Annotated in this window: 17 protein-coding genes; 15 read left to right on the top strand and 2 right to left on the bottom strand. The window is 68.5% G+C overall.

Annotated features, from left to right (window positions below):
• Positions 1-150 precede the first annotated feature (150 nt).
• From ruvC to BLW83_RS09675, 7 genes are all read left to right on the top strand, one after another.
• Positions 151-645, top strand: a complete 495-nt coding sequence (gene ruvC / locus BLW83_RS09700) for a crossover junction endodeoxyribonuclease RuvC (protein WP_090848004.1) — start codon at positions 151-153, stop codon at positions 643-645.
• Positions 642-1,340 (top strand): Holliday junction branch migration protein RuvA, encoded by a 699-nt coding sequence (gene ruvA / locus BLW83_RS09695; RefSeq protein WP_090848003.1) that lies wholly within the window; start codon positions 642-644, stop codon positions 1,338-1,340. Before ruvC ends, ruvA begins: the two co-directional genes overlap by 4 nt.
• A 25-nt stretch (positions 1,341-1,365) precedes the next feature.
• Positions 1,366-2,235 (top strand): M48 family metalloprotease, encoded by an 870-nt coding sequence (locus BLW83_RS09690; RefSeq protein ID WP_090848002.1) that lies wholly within the window; start codon positions 1,366-1,368, stop codon positions 2,233-2,235.
• Entirely contained in the window at positions 2,232-3,278 is a 1,047-nt protein-coding gene (gene ruvB, locus BLW83_RS09685) for a Holliday junction branch migration DNA helicase RuvB (protein WP_090848001.1), read from the top strand. The genes BLW83_RS09690 and ruvB overlap by 4 nt, the downstream gene beginning before the upstream one ends.
• Positions 3,279-3,331: 53 nt before the next feature.
• Positions 3,332-3,751 (top strand): PaaI family thioesterase, encoded by a 420-nt coding sequence (locus BLW83_RS09680; RefSeq protein WP_090848175.1) that lies wholly within the window; start codon positions 3,332-3,334, stop codon positions 3,749-3,751.
• A 160-nt stretch (positions 3,752-3,911) separates the two neighbouring features.
• Positions 3,912-4,067: a hypothetical protein gene (locus BLW83_RS15720; RefSeq protein WP_177172539.1), complete on the top strand. Its 156-nt coding sequence runs from the start codon at positions 3,912-3,914 to the stop codon at positions 4,065-4,067.
• A gap of 69 nt (positions 4,068-4,136) precedes the next feature.
• Positions 4,137-6,332 (top strand): primosomal protein N', encoded by a 2,196-nt coding sequence (locus tag BLW83_RS09675; protein ID WP_090848000.1) that lies wholly within the window; start codon positions 4,137-4,139, stop codon positions 6,330-6,332.
• A gap of 160 nt (positions 6,333-6,492) precedes the next feature.
• Here the strand turns inward: BLW83_RS09675 and BLW83_RS09670 are convergent, their stop codons facing one another.
• On the bottom strand, positions 6,493-7,257 hold the full coding sequence (locus BLW83_RS09670) for an N-formylglutamate amidohydrolase (RefSeq protein ID WP_245728758.1): 765 nt from the start codon (positions 7,255-7,257) through the stop codon (positions 6,493-6,495).
• 141 nt (positions 7,258-7,398) lie between these two features.
• Between BLW83_RS09670 and pyk the strand changes: the two genes are divergently transcribed.
• The 7 genes from pyk to BLW83_RS15465 all read left to right on the top strand — a co-directional run bounded on the left by pyk (position 7,399) and on the right by BLW83_RS15465 (position 13,062).
• Complete coding sequence (gene pyk / locus BLW83_RS09665) at positions 7,399-8,847, top strand: pyruvate kinase (protein ID WP_090847999.1); 1,449 nt, start codon at positions 7,399-7,401, stop codon at positions 8,845-8,847.
• A gap of 36 nt (positions 8,848-8,883) precedes the next feature.
• The gene (locus tag BLW83_RS09660) at positions 8,884-9,108 is read left to right on the top strand and encodes a hypothetical protein (protein ID WP_073067106.1); all 225 of its coding nucleotides are present in this window, start codon (positions 8,884-8,886) and stop codon (positions 9,106-9,108) included.
• Between the two features lie 118 nt (positions 9,109-9,226).
• The gene (gene rpmI / locus BLW83_RS09655; protein WP_090847998.1) at positions 9,227-9,427 is read left to right on the top strand and encodes a 50S ribosomal protein L35; all 201 of its coding nucleotides are present in this window, start codon (positions 9,227-9,229) and stop codon (positions 9,425-9,427) included.
• A gap of 13 nt (positions 9,428-9,440) precedes the next feature.
• Positions 9,441-9,800: a 50S ribosomal protein L20 gene (gene rplT, locus BLW83_RS09650; protein WP_090847997.1), complete on the top strand. Its 360-nt coding sequence runs from the start codon at positions 9,441-9,443 to the stop codon at positions 9,798-9,800.
• Positions 9,801-10,007: 207 nt separating this feature from the next.
• Complete coding sequence (locus tag BLW83_RS09645) at positions 10,008-11,384, top strand: cytochrome P450 (protein ID WP_090847996.1); 1,377 nt, start codon at positions 10,008-10,010, stop codon at positions 11,382-11,384.
• 29 nt (positions 11,385-11,413) lie between these two features.
• Positions 11,414-12,496, top strand: coding sequence for a phenylalanine--tRNA ligase subunit alpha (gene pheS, locus BLW83_RS09640; protein ID WP_090847995.1), 1,083 nt, complete (start codon positions 11,414-11,416; stop codon positions 12,494-12,496).
• Positions 12,497-12,606: 110 nt separating this feature from the next.
• A complete protein-coding gene (locus tag BLW83_RS15465) occupies positions 12,607-13,062 on the top strand; it encodes a hypothetical protein (RefSeq protein ID WP_143042814.1) in 456 nt (151 codons plus the stop codon).
• Between the two features lie 121 nt (positions 13,063-13,183).
• Here the strand turns inward: BLW83_RS15465 and BLW83_RS09635 are convergent, their stop codons facing one another.
• A complete protein-coding gene (locus BLW83_RS09635; RefSeq protein WP_090847994.1) occupies positions 13,184-13,696 on the bottom strand; it encodes an AmiS/UreI family transporter in 513 nt (170 codons plus the stop codon).
• Positions 13,697-13,861: 165 nt separating this feature from the next.
• On the opposite strand from BLW83_RS09635, the gene pheT reads away from it, so the two are divergent.
• A complete protein-coding gene (gene pheT / locus BLW83_RS09630; RefSeq protein WP_090847993.1) occupies positions 13,862-16,267 on the top strand; it encodes a phenylalanine--tRNA ligase subunit beta in 2,406 nt (801 codons plus the stop codon).
• Positions 16,268-16,325: the final 58 nt, after the last annotated feature.

Below are 16,325 nucleotides of genomic sequence, written 5' to 3'. Positions count from 1 at the left end.
CCGGGCGAAACCGCTGGTCGATGTTCGCCTTTCGTGCTAACGACTTGGGAAAACACGGCAAGAGGCGGCAGGCATGAAAGCGGACCCGGCAGGGCTTGGTGGCGGCGCGGTGTTCCGGCAACGGGGCGGCGCGGGCAGGATGGCGGGCGCATGAAGGTGCTGGGCATCGACCCCGGGCTGGTCAACATGGGCTGGGGGATCATCATCGCGGACGGCTCGCGGTTGCGCCATGTGGCGAACGGGGTGATCCGCTCGCGCGCGGGCAGCCTTGCGGCGCGGCTGTGCGACCTGCACGCGGGGCTGGTCGAGGTGATCGCGGCACATGGCCCCGACGCGGCAGCGGTGGAACAGACCTTTGTCAACAAGGACGCGGTGGGCACGCTGAAACTGGGGCAGGCGCGCGGGGTGGCGCTGCTGGCCCCGGCGCAGGCGGGGCTTGAGGTCGGGGAATACGCCCCCAACGCGGTGAAAAAGACCGTGGTCGGGGTCGGCCACGCGCAAAAGGGACAGGTCGAGCATATGGTGCGCTTTCAACTGCCGGGGGTCGAGATCGCCGGCCCCGACGCCGCTGACGCGCTGGCCATCGCCATCTGCCACGCCCGCCACCTGCAAGGCCGCAGCCTGCGCATCAAGGTGGTGGCATGATCGGCCGCATCGCCGGGGTGATCCTGCACCGCGCCCCCGACCATGTGCTGATCGACGTGCGCGGCGTGGGCTATATCGTCCATGTGAATGAACGCACGGCGGCAGGGCTGCCCTCGGTCGGGCAGGCGGCGGCGCTGTATACCGAACTGGTCGTGCGCGAGGATCTGTTGCAGCTGTTCGGGTTTTCCTCGTTGCTGGAAAAGGAATGGCACCGGCTGCTGACCAGCGTGCAGGGAATCGGGGCCAAGGTCTCGCTGGCGATCCTGGGCACGCTGGGCCCCGAGGGGCTGGGCCGCGCCATCGCGCTGGGCGACTGGGCAACGGTGCGCAAATCCCCCGGTGTCGGCCCGAAACTGGCGCAGCGGGTGGTGCTGGAACTGAAGGACAAGGCACCCGGCATCATCGCCATGGGCGGCACGCTGACCGTGGACGCGGGCGCAGGCGGCGCCGAGGTTGCGGCCGGGCCGGGCATCGAGCCCGCCCCCGCCGCCGCGGCCCCGCCGGCCGCGCAGCCCCCCGCGCAGCCGGCGGTTTCGGCGGCGTCCATGGCGGATGCGCTGTCGGCGCTGACCAATCTGGGCTATGCTGCGCCCGAGGCGGCGGCCGCGGTGGCGCAGGCCGCGGCGCTGGATCCCGGCGCGGCCACGCCCTTGCTGATCCGCGCGGCCTTGCGGCTGCTGGCGCCAAGGGAATAGGCAGGCAGGGATCGGGGGCGGCAAGATGACGGGCAATCTGCGGACATTCCTGCTGATGGCGGCGATGACGGCGCTGCTGATGGGGATGGGCTGGCTGATCGGCGGGCGGGGCGGCGCGACCCTGGCGCTGCTGGTCGCTGGGGCGGGCAATCTCTGGGCGTGGTGGAACAGCGACAAGGCGGTGCTGCGCCAGCACGGCGCCATGCCCGTGACCGAGGCGCAGGCGCCGGAACTGGTCGGGCTGGTGCGCCAGCTGGCCGGCCGCGCCGGGCTGCCGATGCCCGCTGTGTATGTGCTGGCCACCGACCAGCCCAACGCCTTTGCCACCGGCCGCGACCCGCAGCACGCGGCGGTGGCAGTGACGCAGGGGTTGCTGCGCATCCTTGACCGCGACGAACTCGCCGGCGTGATCGCGCATGAGCTGGCCCATATCCGCCACCGCGACACGCTGACCATGACGGTGACCGCGACCATGGCGGGCGCCATCGCCATGCTGGGCAACATGATGCTGTTTGCGGGCAACCGCGAACGGCAGGGCGGCGCGCTGGGGGCAGTGCTTGCGATGTTTCTGGCGCCCTTGGCGGCGACGCTGGTGCAGCTGGCGATCTCGCGTTCACGCGAATATGTCGCCGACCGCTCGGGCGCGGAAATCAGCGGCAACCCGATGGCGCTGGCCTCGGCGCTGGCCAAGATCGCCAATGCGGCCGGGCGCACGGTGAACATGCCCGCCGAACGCAACCCGGCCTCGGCCGCGCTGTTCATCATCAACCCGCTGGGGGCGATGCGCATGGACCGGCTGTTCGCCACCCACCCCTCGACGCAGGAACGCATCGACCTGCTGGCGCAGATGCAGCCCTCGGGCAACAGCCGTATCCCGCGGGTGCCGCGCGCATGATCCCCGGCCCCGCCACCCCCGACCCCACCCTGCGCGGCGAGCCGATCGAGGGCGAGCCCGAGGACCGCGCCCTGCGCCCCCAGCGGCTTGAGGAATTCGTCGGCCAGGCCGAGGCCCGCGCCAATCTGCGCGTCTTTATCGACAGCGCCAGGATGCGCGGGCAGGCGATGGACCACACGCTGTTTCACGGCCCGCCGGGGCTGGGCAAGACCACGCTGGCGCAGATCATGGCGCGCGAGCTGGGGGTGAATTTCCGCATGACCTCGGGTCCGGTGCTGGCGCGGGCGGGCGATCTGGCCGCGATCCTGACCAATCTCGAATCCCGTGACGTGCTGTTCATCGACGAGATCCACCGCATGAACCCGGCGGTCGAGGAAATCCTTTACCCCGCGATGGAGGATTTCGAGCTGGACCTGGTGATCGGCGAAGGCCCCGCCGCACGCACCGTCCGCATCGAGCTGCAACCCTTTACCCTTGTCGGCGCCACCACTCGGCTGGGGCTGCTGACCACGCCGCTGCGCGACCGTTTCGGCATCCCGACGCGGTTGCAGTTCTATACCGTGGACGAGTTGGACCTGATCGTCGCCCGCGGCGCGCGGCTGATGGGGGTCGCGGCCGAGCCTGCGGGCACGCGCGAAATCGCCCGCCGCGCCCGCGGGACGCCGCGCATCGCCGGGCGTCTGCTGCGCCGGGTGGTGGATTTCGCGCTGGTCGAGGGCGACGGCCGGCTGACCCGCGACCTTGCCGACATGGCGCTGACCCGGCTGGGGGTGGACGATCTGGGGCTGGACGGCGCCGACCGCCGCTATCTGACGCTGATGGCGCAGCACTACGGCGGCGGCCCGGTCGGCGTGGAAACCCTTTCCGCGGCGCTGTCGGAAAGCCGCGACGCCATCGAAGAGGTGATCGAGCCATATCTGCTGCAACAGGGCTTGATCCAGCGGACTCCGCGTGGCCGGATGCTGGGACAGCTGGGCTGGAGGCATCTGGGGCTGGACGCGCCCGGCCCGCAGGACGGCCCGCAGGAAGGATTGTTCAAATGAATGACACGACAGCCGACACCACCGCCGACAAGACAGCCGATAGGACGGCGGAGATGGTCGAGCAGCGGCTGCGCGACAGCTTCGCGCGCCAGACCATGATGCAGACGCTGGGCGCCAGCCTTGACGAGATCGCGCCGGGCCGCATCCGCATTTCCGCCCCCATCGCGCCCCATGTGCTGCAACAGCAGGGGTTTGCCCATGCCGCGCTCAGCTTTGCCATCGGCGACACCGCCGCCGGCTATGCGGCGCTGACCACCCTGCCCGAGGGCGCCGAGGTCGTCACCGCCGAGATCAAGATCCACCTGCTTTCGCCCGCCATAGGCGACCGGCTGGTCGCCGAGGGCCGCGTCCTGCGCCCCGGCCGCCGCATCGTCACCGTCACGGCCGACGTCTTTGCCGAGGGCGCCACCCACAAGGGCGGCCGCAAACACGTGGCCACGCTGCTGGGAACCATGGTCCCGGTCAACGCCTGACGCCCCGCCCTTGCGCAGGCTGGCCTCTTTCATCTTGCCCAAAATATCCCGGGGTGCGGGGCAGAGCCCCGCTTTCCACCTCGCGGCCCGGGCGCCCGGCTTGCCTTTTACCCCCGGCCCGGTGCAGCCTCGTGACCACGCCCGGCAAGAGGAAGCCATCATGTCCACCTGGCCCCTGTTCCTGCGCCTGCTGGCGACCGCGATCGCCATCGGCCTGACCGTCGTTGCGTTTTCCGAAGGCGCCATGGTGCTGGCCGTCATCGGCATTGCTGTCACGGTCTTTGTGGTCCAGCGCTCGTTCCTGACGCAAATCTGACCCGACGCAGATCTGACCCGGGGCATCGGACGGTTGACGCCTTGGGCACTGCCGGGCGACAGGACGCGCATGACCACCCATTTCCCCCAAGGCGCCCGCATCGGCGTGCTGACGACCGAGCCGGTGGGCCTGCTGGACTACCTCGCGCCTCAGGGCGGCGTGGCGCTGGGGCAGCCGGTGGTGGCGCCGCTGGGGCCGCGCCGGGTGCTGGGCGTGGTCTGGGGCAAGGGGCAGGGCGGGTTCGATGCAGCGAAACTGCGCCCCATTGCGCGGCTGGTCGAATCGGCGCCGTTGTCGCCGGCGATGCTCGATTTCATCCAGCGCGCGGCCGACTATACGCTGACACCGCTGCCGGTGATGCTGCGCATGGCGCTGCGGGCGCCGGATCTGGACCAGCCGCCGGCCGCGCGCCGGGTGATCCACCGCGCGGGGCCGCCACCCGCGCGGATGACCGATGCCCGCGCCGCTGTGCTGCGGGTGCTGGACGATCACGGAGGGGCGGGGTTCGCACCCTCGGAACTGGCGCAGCTGGCCGGGGTGGGGGTGTCGGTGGTCAAGGGGCTGGTCGCCGCCGGCACGCTGGTGGAAACCATGGCGCCCAAGGACGCGCCGTTTCCGCGGCTCGACCCTGCGCTGCCGGGAAAGCCGCTGGCCCCCGACCAGTCGGCGGCGGCCGAGACGCTGCGCGGTGGCCTGCGCGGCGGCGGCTATGCCACCACCCTGCTGCGCGGCGTCACCGGCTCGGGCAAGACCGAGGTCTACCTTGAGGCCGTGGCCGAATGCCTGCGGCTGGGCCGGCAGGCGCTGGTGCTGCTGCCGGAAATCGCGCTGTCGGCCGAGTTTCTGGACCGGGTCGAGGCCCGTTTCGGCGCCCGCCCCGGCGAATGGCATTCGGGCATCACCCGCAGCGAACGCCGCCGCCTGTGGCACATGGCCGGGCGCGGCGAGGTCGGGCTGGTGGTCGGCGCCCGATCCGCGCTGTTCCTGCCCTTTCGCGACCTTGGCCTGATCGTGGTGGATGAGGAACACGACGGCTCTTACAAGCAGGACGAAACCGTCCATTACAGCGCCCGCGACATGGCGGTGCTGCGCGCCAGCATCGAGGGCGCGCAGGTGGTGCTGGCCTCGGCCACGCCTTCGGTCGAGACCTGGGTGAACGCGGCCAGCGGCAAATACCACCGGCTGGACCTGCGCGCCCGCTACGGCGAGGCCGAGCTGCCCGACATGCGCGCCATCGACCTGCGACGCGAGCAGATGACCCAAGGGCAGTGGATTTCCCCGACACTCGCCGCCGCGGTGACCGAGCGGCTGGGCCGCGGCGAACAATCGCTGCTGTTTCTCAACCGCCGCGGCTATGCGCCGGTGACCACCTGCCGCGGCTGCGGCCACCAGATCGGCTGCGAGGACTGCGACGCGCGGATGGTGGAACACCGTTTCCAGCGGCGGCTGGTCTGCCACCAATGCGGCGCCTCGCGCCCCATCCCCACCGCCTGCCCCGCCTGCGGGGCCGAGGGCAAGCTGGCCGCCATCGGCCCGGGGGTCGAGCGGCTGGCCGAAGAGGTCGCCGCCAGATTCCCCGAGGCTCGCGCGGTGGTGCTGTCCTCGGACCTCTACGGCTCGGCGAGGGCGCTGAAGGAAACGATCGCCTCGATCACGGCGGGGGGTGCCGACATCATCATCGGCACCCAGATCGTCGCCAAGGGGCACAATTTTCCGGCGCTGACGCTGGTCGGGGTGATCGACGCGGATCTTGGCCTGCAAGGCGCGGACCTGCGTGCGGCGGAACGGTCGTTTCAACTGATGCGACAGGTGGCGGGACGCGCCGGGCGGCAGGCCGGCGACCGCCCGGGGTTGGCGCTGCTGCAAACCCACCAGCCCGAACATCCGGTGATCCGCGCGATCCTGTCGGGCGACGACGAGGCGTTCTGGGACGCCGAGGCCGAATCGCGACGCGCCGCCGGGATGCCGCCGTTTTCACGGCTTGCTGGGATCATCCTGTCGCACCCCGAACAGGCGGTGGTCGAAAGCTACGCGCAGGAACTCGCCCGCCGCGCCGCGCCCTTGGCGGAAATCGGCGCCGAGCTGTTCGGCCCGGCGCCTGCGCCCATCGCGCGGGTGCGGGCGCGGTTCCGGGTGCGGATGCTGATCCGCGCGCCCCGCCAGGCGCCGCTGCAACCCGCCATCGCCCGCTGGCTGGCCACCGCGCCGAAAGCCCCCGCCAATCTGCGGCTGGCGGTGGACATCGACCCGCAAAGCTTTCTGTGACCTCGCGACCGGGGGTTTCACACCCCCGGACCCCCGTGGGATATTTGAAACCGCCCGAAGCGGCAGAGCTTGCTCGGTGTGAGGATACAGCCGGAAGAAAGCAGCCCGCGGACTTCTTCCTTGTCCAAATATCCCGGGGTGCGGGGCAGCGCGCCCCGCGTCAAAGACCGCTGTTCGCGAGCACCTGTTCCAGCACCGGGGCCAGCCGCTCGGCCCATTCCCCCTGTCCTTGGGGCGTGCGGATCAGGTCGTTTCGGACCTCGATCAGCAGGTTCGGGCGGCCGTGCGCAAGTGCGTGGCTGTCGATCGAATCGCCTTGCAGATGGCCGCTGTAGGGCTGGTTGTCGCCGGTGACCCATCCTTGCGCGCGGCATGCCCGCACCATCGCCGGCCCCAGCCTTTCGTCGCGGTGGGAATAGAGGATGCCGACCAGCCACGGCCGCGGCGGGCGCCCGCGCAGCTGCGGGGTAAAGCTGTGGATCGCGCAGATCGCCCGCGCCGGATGCGCCGCGGCCAGCCGCGCCAGTTCCCGGTGATAGGGGCGATAAAGCCGCTCCAGCCGCCGTTCTCGTTCTGCCGTATCCGCGTGGCGGTTGGCCGGGATCACCGTGCCGTCGTAAAGCCGCATCAGCAGCGTGGGATCATCCTCGCCCCGGTTCGGGTCGATCACCAGCCGCGAGAAATCCGAGGCGATCATCGGCGCCCCCAGCCGCGCCGCCAGCGCCGAGGCCAGCCCCCTTGCCCCCACGTCAAAGGCGATGTGGCGCGCCATGTCCGCCGCCGCGATGCCCAGATCGCCGCCGTTCACCCAGGGCGGCACGCGGTTGGTCGCATGGTCGCAGGTGATCAGCCAGCGCGAGGGGCGATGCTTGCCCTCGGTCATGAAGGGGGTGTCGGCGGGGCAGGGCGGCGGTGTCATGGTCATGTCGCCTATACCCTTTGCCGCCGCGCCCCGCCAGTTGCCCCCGCCTGTTGCGCTTCGGCCGGTTGCCCGTCCCCGCGAGGCGCGGTAGTGATAGCGCAAACAGCCGCGGGGCTGGCCCGCGACGTGCAGGAAGGAACCGGAATGAGACGTCATCGCAATGTCAAGATCGTGGCGACTCTGGGTCCATCGTCAAGCGACGTCGACACCATCCGCGCCCTGTTCGAGGCCGGAGCCGACGTGTTTCGCCTGAACATGAGCCATGGCGAGCAGTCCGAGCAGCGCGCCCGCTATCAGATGATCCGCCAGATCGAGGCCGAAACCGGCCGCCCCATCGGCGTGCTGGCCGACCTGCAAGGGCCCAAGCTGCGGGTGGGGGTCTTTGCCGCCGGCGCGCATGAGCTGGACGAGGGCGACCGCTTTCGCTTTGACCTCGACCCGGCGCCGGGAGGGCCGGAGCGGGTGCAGCTGCCCCACCCCGAGATCTTTGCCGCGCTGAAGCCCGGATCGCGGCTGCTGGTCAACGACGGCAAGATCCGCCTGCGGGTCGAGGATTGCGGCAAGGATTTCGCCGATTGCGTGGTGACCATCGGCGGCACGATTTCCAACCGCAAGGGCGTGAACGTGCCCGACGTGGTGCTGCCTCTGGCGGCGCTGTCCGACAAGGACCGCGCCGATCTGGAATTCGCCTGCGATCTGGGGGTGGACTGGATCGCGCTGTCCTTCGTCCAGCGCGCCCAGGATGTGACCGAGGCGCGCGGGCTGGTCCGGGGCCGCGCCGCGATCCTGTCCAAGATCGAAAAACCCGCCGCCGTCGATGCCTTTGCGGAAATCCTTGCCGTGTCCGACGGGATCATGGTGGCGCGCGGCGATCTGGGGGTCGAGCTGCCGGTCCATTCCGTCCCCCCCATCCAGAAACGCCTGGTCCGGGCCTGCCGGCAGGCGGCGAAACCTGTGATCGTCGCCACCCAGATGCTGGAATCGATGATCGAAAGCCCGATGCCGACCCGCGCCGAGGTCAGCGACGTGGCCACCGCCATCTATGAGGGCGCCGACGCGATCATGCTGTCGGCCGAATCGGCCGCCGGCCGCTATCCGGTCGAGGCGGTGCAGACGATGGACAGCGTTGCCCGCTCGGTCGAGGTGGACCCGGTCTATCGCGACGTGATCGACGCCTCGCGCGGGACCGCCAACCGCGCCAGCGTCGCCGATTCGATGGCCGTGGCCGCGCGCGAGATCGCCGAGACCACCGACATCGCGGTGATCTGTGCCTATACCCAGTCCTCGACCACGGTGCGGCTGGTGGCGCGCGAACGTCCCAGGGTGCCGATCATGGCGATGAGTTCAGAATTGCCGGTGCTGCGGCGCATGGCGCTGGTCTGGGGCGCGCATTGCGTGCTGACCCCGATTCTGGAACGTTTCAAGCAGGCGGTGGACAATGCCGCCGCCGCCGCCCGGCATTTCGAGTTCGCCGACGTCACCCGCAAGCTGATCGTGATCGCGGGCGTTCCGTTCAATACCGCGGGATCGACCAACATCCTGCGCGTCGCATCCTGCGGTGAAAGGTTGCTTTCGGGCAGCGACACGGACTAAAGCCCCCGCATCCGGGATCCAAGCAAGCGAGCGAGCATGTCCGATCTTCTTATCCTTCTGGGCACCGTGCTGATGGCGTTGTCGGTCGTGCTGGCCATCGCCTCGCTGGCGCGGACCGAACCGCCGCGCGGCGCCGCCATCGCATTCGTGATCGGGGTGGCCGCACTGTTCGCCGGCGCCTGGCTTGAGCCGACGCCCTTTCGCGTGCAGGATCTGGGCCTGGCCTGGCAGCGGCTGCTGAGCGGTGAAATCCGGCTATAGGCCGCTTGCGCCCTTGCCAATCGGCGGCGGCGGGGTTATCAGCCGCGCTTCAAGACTCCGCGCGGCCGGCCGGTAAGGCATTGCCGAGTCGCGCGCTCACTCTGACAAGGAGACGAAAATGCCGAAGATGAAGACCAAGGCGGCCGCGAAAAAGCGGTTCTCGATGACGGCGACCGGCAAGGTCAAGGCCGGCCCGGCCGGCAAGCGCCACGGCATGATCAAGCGCTCGACGAAATTCATCCGCGAAACCTCAGGGACCATGATCCTGTGCGAGGCGGACACGAAGATCGTCAAGAAATACATGCCCTACGACCGCTGAGAGGACCTGAACCATGTCACGAGTGAAATCCGGCAAGGTCACCCACGCCCGCCACAAGAAGATCCTGGATCAGGCCAAGGGCTATTACGGCAACCGCTCGCGGAACTTCCGCACCGCGACGCAGGCCGTGGACAAGGCCAACCAGTATGCGACCCGCGACCGCAAGACCCGCAAGCGCAATTTCCGCGCGCTGTGGATCACGCGGATCAACGCCGCCGTGCGCGCGGTGGACGCCGAGATGACCTATTCGCGCTTTGTCGCCGCGCTGGCGAAGGCGGGGATCGAGGTGGACCGCAAGGTTCTGGCCGATCTGGCCGTGCACGAACCCGAGGCGTTCAACGCCATCGTCGAACAGGCGAAAGCCGCGGCCTGAGGGTTTTCGCCAGTTCCGAATTGATCGACCCGCGCCCCTGTGGCGCGGGTTTTTCGTTGTGTCGGGCCTCGCGGCCCAAGCCGGGGCTGTCTGCCCCGGACCCCGAGGATATTTCCAGACAGAAGATCAAGCGGGCGTGGCGGCGCGGCGAAGTGGCCTGTCGCAGCGGGCTGTGCAACCCTTGTGCGGTAACGGGGGTTGGGGCGCATGGGCGATAAAGAACTGCCGCCGCGGGTCGCGCTGGCCAGCCGGCCGCTGGGCATCCTCGGCTCGGCCCTGACCGCGCGGCGCAACGTGCTGGAGCTGATCCCCGAGCTGGCCCTGCGCCAGCCGATGGTCTCGGGGCGGCTGGGGATTCGCTGGCACATGGTGATGGACCCGGCAGCGCTGCGCCGGGTGCTGAAGGATCGGGTCGAGGATTACCCGAAATCCGACGTGACGCGGCTGATCCTGGAACCTGCCATCGGCGACAGCCTGTTCGTGGCCGAGGGCACGCAATGGCGCTGGCAGCGTCTGGCTGCCGCCCCCGCCTTTGCAGCCCGCAATGTCGAGGCGCTGGCCCCGGTGATGACCGCCGCGGCCGAGGCATCCGCCGCGCGTATCGCCGCCGCCGAGCAGCCGTTCGATGCCTATGCGGAAATGGTCGCCGCCACCTTTGACGTGATCAGCGACGTGACGTTTTCCGGCGACGAGGGTTTCGACCGCGAGGCCGTGCATCTGGCGATCGACCGCTACATCGCCTCGACCGGGCGGGTGTCGCTGCTGGATGTGCTGGGGGCGCCGCCATGGGTGCCGCGGCCGGGTCGGCTGGTGTCGGGTGGCGCGCTGCGGCGGACCAAGCTGCTGGCCGACCGCGCCATTGCCGAGCGCGCCCGCCGCGGCCCAAGGGTGCCGCCGGACCTGCTGGACCTGCTGCGCGCCGGGGTGGACCCGGAAACCGGCCGCGCCATGAACCCGGCCGAGCTGCGCGACAACCTGCTGACCTTTATCGTTGCGGGGCATGAAACCACGGCGCTGACCCTGTCCTGGGCGCTGTATCTTTGCGCCTTTGACCCCGCCGTGCAGGCCCGTGGCGCGGCCGAGGCGCAGGCTGCCGGCCCCCGTATCGGTGCCGCACAGCTGCCGCGCCTGCCCTATATCCAGCAGATCGTGCAGGAGGCGCTGCGGCTGTATCCCCCGGCCGCGTTCCTGTCGCGCACGGCGCGCCGCGCCGACATGCTGGGCGGGCGCGAGATCCGCCCCGGCGATACGGTGATGCTGCCGATCTATGCGCTGCACCGCCACCGGCTGCTGTGGGACAACCCCGACGCCTTTGACCCCGACCGCTTTGCGCCGGGGGTGGAACGCGACCGCTTTGCCTTTCTGCCCTTTGGCGGCGGCCCGCGCATCTGCATCGGCGCGAATTTCGCCCTGCAAGAGGCCGCGATCATCCTGGCCACCCTGCTGGCGCGGTTCGATTTCGCGCGGGTTCCGGGGGCGGTGCCGCGCCCGCGGATGATCCTGACCCTGCGCCCGGACGGGGGCGTCTGGCTGCGTGCCTCGGCCCGCCCGGCCCTGCTGGAATCGCCCCCGCCCGTGTGTTAACCCCGGCCCGCACCAAGCCGAGGCCCGAGATGAGCGATACTGATACCCTGCGTTCCACATGGCTGTCCCGCGTGGCCGAGGCGCCCGACGCCCCTGCACTGGAAGAGGTGCGGCTGGCCGCGCTGGGAAAAAAGGGCGAAATCAGCGCCTTGATGAAGGAACTGGGCCGGATGACGCCCGAGGAACGCCAGACCCGCGGCGCCGCCCTGAACCGCCTGCGCGACGAAATCGACGCGGCCCTGCGCGCGCGCAAGCTGGCGCTGGACGATGCGGCGCTGGATGCGCGGCTGGCGGGCGAATGGCTGGACGTGACCCTGCCCGGGCGGCCGCGCCCGGCCGGTTCCATCCACCCGGTCAGCCAGGTGATGGACGAGATCACGGCGATCTTTGCCGACATGGGGTTTTCGGTGGCCGAAGGCCCGCAGGTCGAATCGGACTGGTATAATTTCGACGCGCTGAACATCCCGCCCGAACACCCGGCGCGGCAGGAACACGACACGTTTTTCATGGCGCGGGCAGAGGGCGACGACCGCCCGCCGCATGTGCTGCGCACCCATACCAGCCCCGTCCAGATCCGCGCGATGAAAGAGATGGGCGCGCCTCTGCGCATCATCTGCCCCGGCCGCGTCTATCGCATGGACATGGACCAGACCCACACGCCGATGTTCCATCAGGTCGAGGGGCTGGCCATCGGCCGCGAGATTTCCATGGCGAACCTGAAATGGACGCTTGAGGAATTCTGCCGCGCATTTTTCGAGGTGGATGAGGTCGAGCTGCGTTTCCGCGCTTCGCATTTCCCGTTCACGGAACCCTCGGCCGAGGTCGATATCCGCTGCGACTGGTCCGGCGGGCAGTTGAAGATCGGGCAGGGGGATTCGTGGCTGGAGATTCTGGGCAGCGGCATGGTCCACCCCAAGGTGCTGGCGGCGGCGGGGGTCGATCCTGACCAATGGCAGGGCTTTGCCTTTGGCATGGGTATCGACCGGCTGGCAATGCTGAAATACGGGATTCCGGATCTGCGGGCGTTCTTTGAGAGCGATTTGCGGTGGCTGCGGCATTACGGGTTTGCGGCTGGGGATGTGCCGTCGGTGAGTGGTGGGTTGTCGCGGTGAGAGACCTAATCCTTGATGTATGGCACAGCTTGGAGCCTTTCCATGAAATAGTTACTGCTATCCTTATTACACTGGTAAGTGCTTTCTTGCTGTGGTTGTTTAGGGCGAGGGTGAAGCTGATTTGGGGCTCAACCAGCGCCAATTATCATTCTTTTGCAATTAATGAGCATAATAAAGTATCGATTTGGACGGAGAAGTTTTTTGTCCAAAACTCCGGCAGGAAAGCTGCCTCGAAAATCGAAATTGTATTCAGTGATAGCTTGACCAGCTATAATCTTTGGACGCCACGTGACCATAAGTCCAAAAGATCGGATAATGGGAATTTTGTAATTCAGGTTCCGTCGCTTGCGCCGGGCGAGCTTTTAATCGTAGATGTGATTGATGTAGATATGCGGAGTCCAAAATTACTAACTGTAAATTGCCCTGACGCTCTTTCTGAGGAGGTGCAATTTGCAGCCATGCGACAATTTGGATGGTTGATGCAATCTTTGATCGTCTATCTAATTTTAGCGGGTTTCCTAGGTTCTGTCTATTTAGTGCTCAAAATTTTAATGGGTGGGAAGTAAGAATGAAGCATCGCTCTCTTGGATCCGTGAGCTTCTCAACATCATGACTTTGATCGCTGGTCTCGGGCCTGAGACCACCGACCCCGCCTCGGCCTTTGCTTTCCACCCCTGACCACGCCCCCTAAATCACCCCCTCAATCATCAGAAAACCCGGCAGCCAGCCCGTGAAAACTCCGGTCAGCAGGGTGAACCAGGCGGTCAGGCGCTCCACTGGACGCCCTACGGCCAGCAGCAGGAAATACAGCAGCCACAGCGCCGCCCAGACCAGCCAGTTCACCGCCATCCAGCCCTCGGCCAGCGTCCCTGCCTCGGCAAAGGCACGCAGGCTGACCGGCAGCGCGGTCACCGCCACCACCAGGCTGAACCAGCCCAGTCCCCGCCCGTCCATCCCCGTCAGCCGGTTATAAGCCACCCACAGATAGGTCGTGGCAAACAGCAGCGACAGCGTGGCATTGCGGACCGAGGCAAGGTCCGCCCCCGCCCCGAAGCCGTCGTGGATCACCACGCCCCCCGACACGCAGGCGGTGACAAGGTTGATGACCACGATCTCTCGGTCGGCGATCCGGCCCAGCATCCAGATCCCGTTCAGGATCAGCACCGCGCCGACATAGAACAATACGAAACCAAGCTGCATCAAGGGCCTCCTCAAGCCCGTCTGCGGGCCGGTGGGGCTGATCTAGCCTGCGGCGGCGCGCTCGCCCAGCCCTTTCGACGGGGGCGCGGCGGGTGCGGGGCGGGCCACTACACATCACGCCTCGGCTGGGTTACAGAACCCGCAACACGCGGATGGAGCCACCCCATGAAATTCACCCTCTCCTGGTTGAAAGAACATCTTGATACCTCCGCCTCGCTGACCGAAATCGCCGATGCGCTGACCGATCTCGGGCTTGAGGTCGAGGATATTCACGACCCGGCCTCGGCGCTGGCCCCGTTCACCATCGCCCAAATCGAACATGCCGAGCAGCACCCCGATGCCGACCGGCTGCGCGTCCTGAGGGTCGCCACGGACGAGGGCGAAAAGCAGATCGTCTGCGGCGCCCCGAATGCGCGGGCCGGGCTGATCGGCGTGCTGGCCAAGCCCGGCGATTACGTCCCCGGCATCGACCTGACGCTGGGCGTGGGCAAGATCCGGGGCGTGGAATCGCACGGCATGATGGCCTCGGAACGTGAAATGCAGATGTCGGATGAACATGACGGCATCATCGAACTGCCCTCGGGGGAAATCGGGCAGAAATTCACCGACTGGCTGGCGCAGAACGCGCCGGACAGGATCGACCCGATGATCCACATCAAGATCACCCCCAACCGCCCCGATGCGCTGGGGGTGCGGGGGATCGCGCGCGATCTGGCCGCGCGCGGGCTGGGGCGGCTGAAACCGCTTGCGATCCAGCCGGTTGCGGGCAGTTTCGACAGCCCCCTGGCCGTGACCATCGCGCCGGATGTGCTGGACCGCGCGCCGCATTTCGCCGGGCGGCTGATCCGGGGCGTCAGGAACGGCCCCTCGCCCGAGTGGTTGCAGCAGCGGCTGCGGGCCATCGGGCTGCGGCCGATTTCCGCGCTGGTCGATATCACCAACCTGTTCACCTATGACCTGAACCGGCCGCTGCATGTGTTCGACGCGGGCAAGGTCGCGGGCGATCTGTCCGTGCGCGCTGCCGTCGCGGACGAAACCATGCTGGCGCTGGACGGCAAGACCTATGCCCTGCGTGCGGGCGATCTGGTGATCGCGGACGCGAACGGCCCGCAAAGCCTTGCCGGGATCATGGGGGGCGAGGCTAGCGGCGTGACCGACGCCACCACCGACGTGTTCCTTGAAAGCGCGTGGTGGCAGCCGATCGGCGTGGCCGCGACGGGGCGGGCGCTGCGCATCAACTCGGACGCGCGCTATCGCTTTGAACGCGGCGCGGACCCCGCGTTCACCCTGCCGGGGCTGGAACTGGCGACGCAGCTGATCCTTGACCTGTGCGGGGGCGAGGCCAGCCATGTGGTCGAGGCGGGGGGCGCCCCCGACCATTCCCGCGCCTATCGGCTGGACCCCGCGCGGACGCAAAGCCTCGTTGGGCTGGACATCCCCGAGTCCGAACAGCGCGCCACGCTGCAGGCGCTGGGCTTCGTCATGGACGGCGACATGGCGCAGGTGCCCAGCTGGCGTCCCGACGTGCAGGGAGAGGCCGATCTGGTCGAGGAAATCGCCCGCATCGCCAGCCTGTCGCTGCTACAAGGTCAGCCGCTGCCGCGCCCGCGCGCGGGCGTTCCGCAGCCGGTGCTGACCCCGTTGCAGCGCCGTGAAAGCGCCGCGCGGCGGGCGGCGGCGGCGCTGGGTTACAACGAATGCGTCACCTACAGCTTTATCGAGCAAGGGGCGGCGGCGCTGTTTGGCGGCGGCAGTGATGCGGTGCGGATCGAGAATCCGATTTCGTCGGAAATGACCCATCTGCGCCCCGACCTGCTGCCCGGGCTGCTGGCGGCGGCGGCGCGCAATCAGGCACGCGGGTTCATGGATCTGGCGCTGTTCGAGATTGGCCCGGTGTTTAAGGGCGGCGAGCCGGGGCAGCAGACCGGGCAGATTTGCGGGCTGCTGGTCGGCGCCACTGCCCCGCGCGACCCTTACGGTTCGCGCCGCCCGGTCGATCTTTACGACGCCAAGGCCGATGCCGAGGCGATCCTGTCCGCCGTCGGGGCGCCGGCGCGGGCGCAGATCGACCGCAAGCTGGACGGCTGGTGGCACCCCGGCCGCGCCGGCAACATCGCGCTGGGACCGAACCGGCTGGCGAGTTTCGGCGAGCTGCACCCTCGCATCCTGCGCGCGCTGGACATCAAGGGGCCTGCGGTCGCCTTTACCGTCCATGTCGGCAACGTGCCGCTGCCCAAGACCCGCACCCCCACCCGCCCGGCGCTGGCGATCAGCGATCTGCAAGCGGTCGAGCGCGACTTTGCCTTTGTCGTGGACGAGCGGGTCGAGGCCGCGGCGCTGGTCAATGCCGCGCAGGGGGCCGACAAGGCGCTGATCGCCCGCGTGGCGGTGTTCGACGAGTTCCGGGGCGAACGTGCCGCCGCGCAGATGGGGCCGGGCAAGAAATCCCTTGCCCTGACCGTGCGGCTGCAACCCCGCGACAAGACCCTGACCGATGCCGAGATCGAGGCCGTGGCGGCAAAGATCGTCGACAAGGTGGCGCGCGCCACCGGCGGCACGCTGCGCGGCTGAGATCCGGCCGCAACAGGCGGCGGGCAACAGGCAACAGGCAGGGCGTCGCGGCGTGATG

The organism is Paracoccus alkenifer (assembly GCF_900108405.1).
In the GTDB taxonomy this organism is placed as follows: Bacteria; Pseudomonadota; Alphaproteobacteria; order Rhodobacterales; family Rhodobacteraceae; genus Paracoccus; species Paracoccus alkenifer.
The sequence above is the reverse complement of the archived record's forward strand: the minus strand, read 5'-3'. Positions and strand labels throughout refer to the sequence as shown.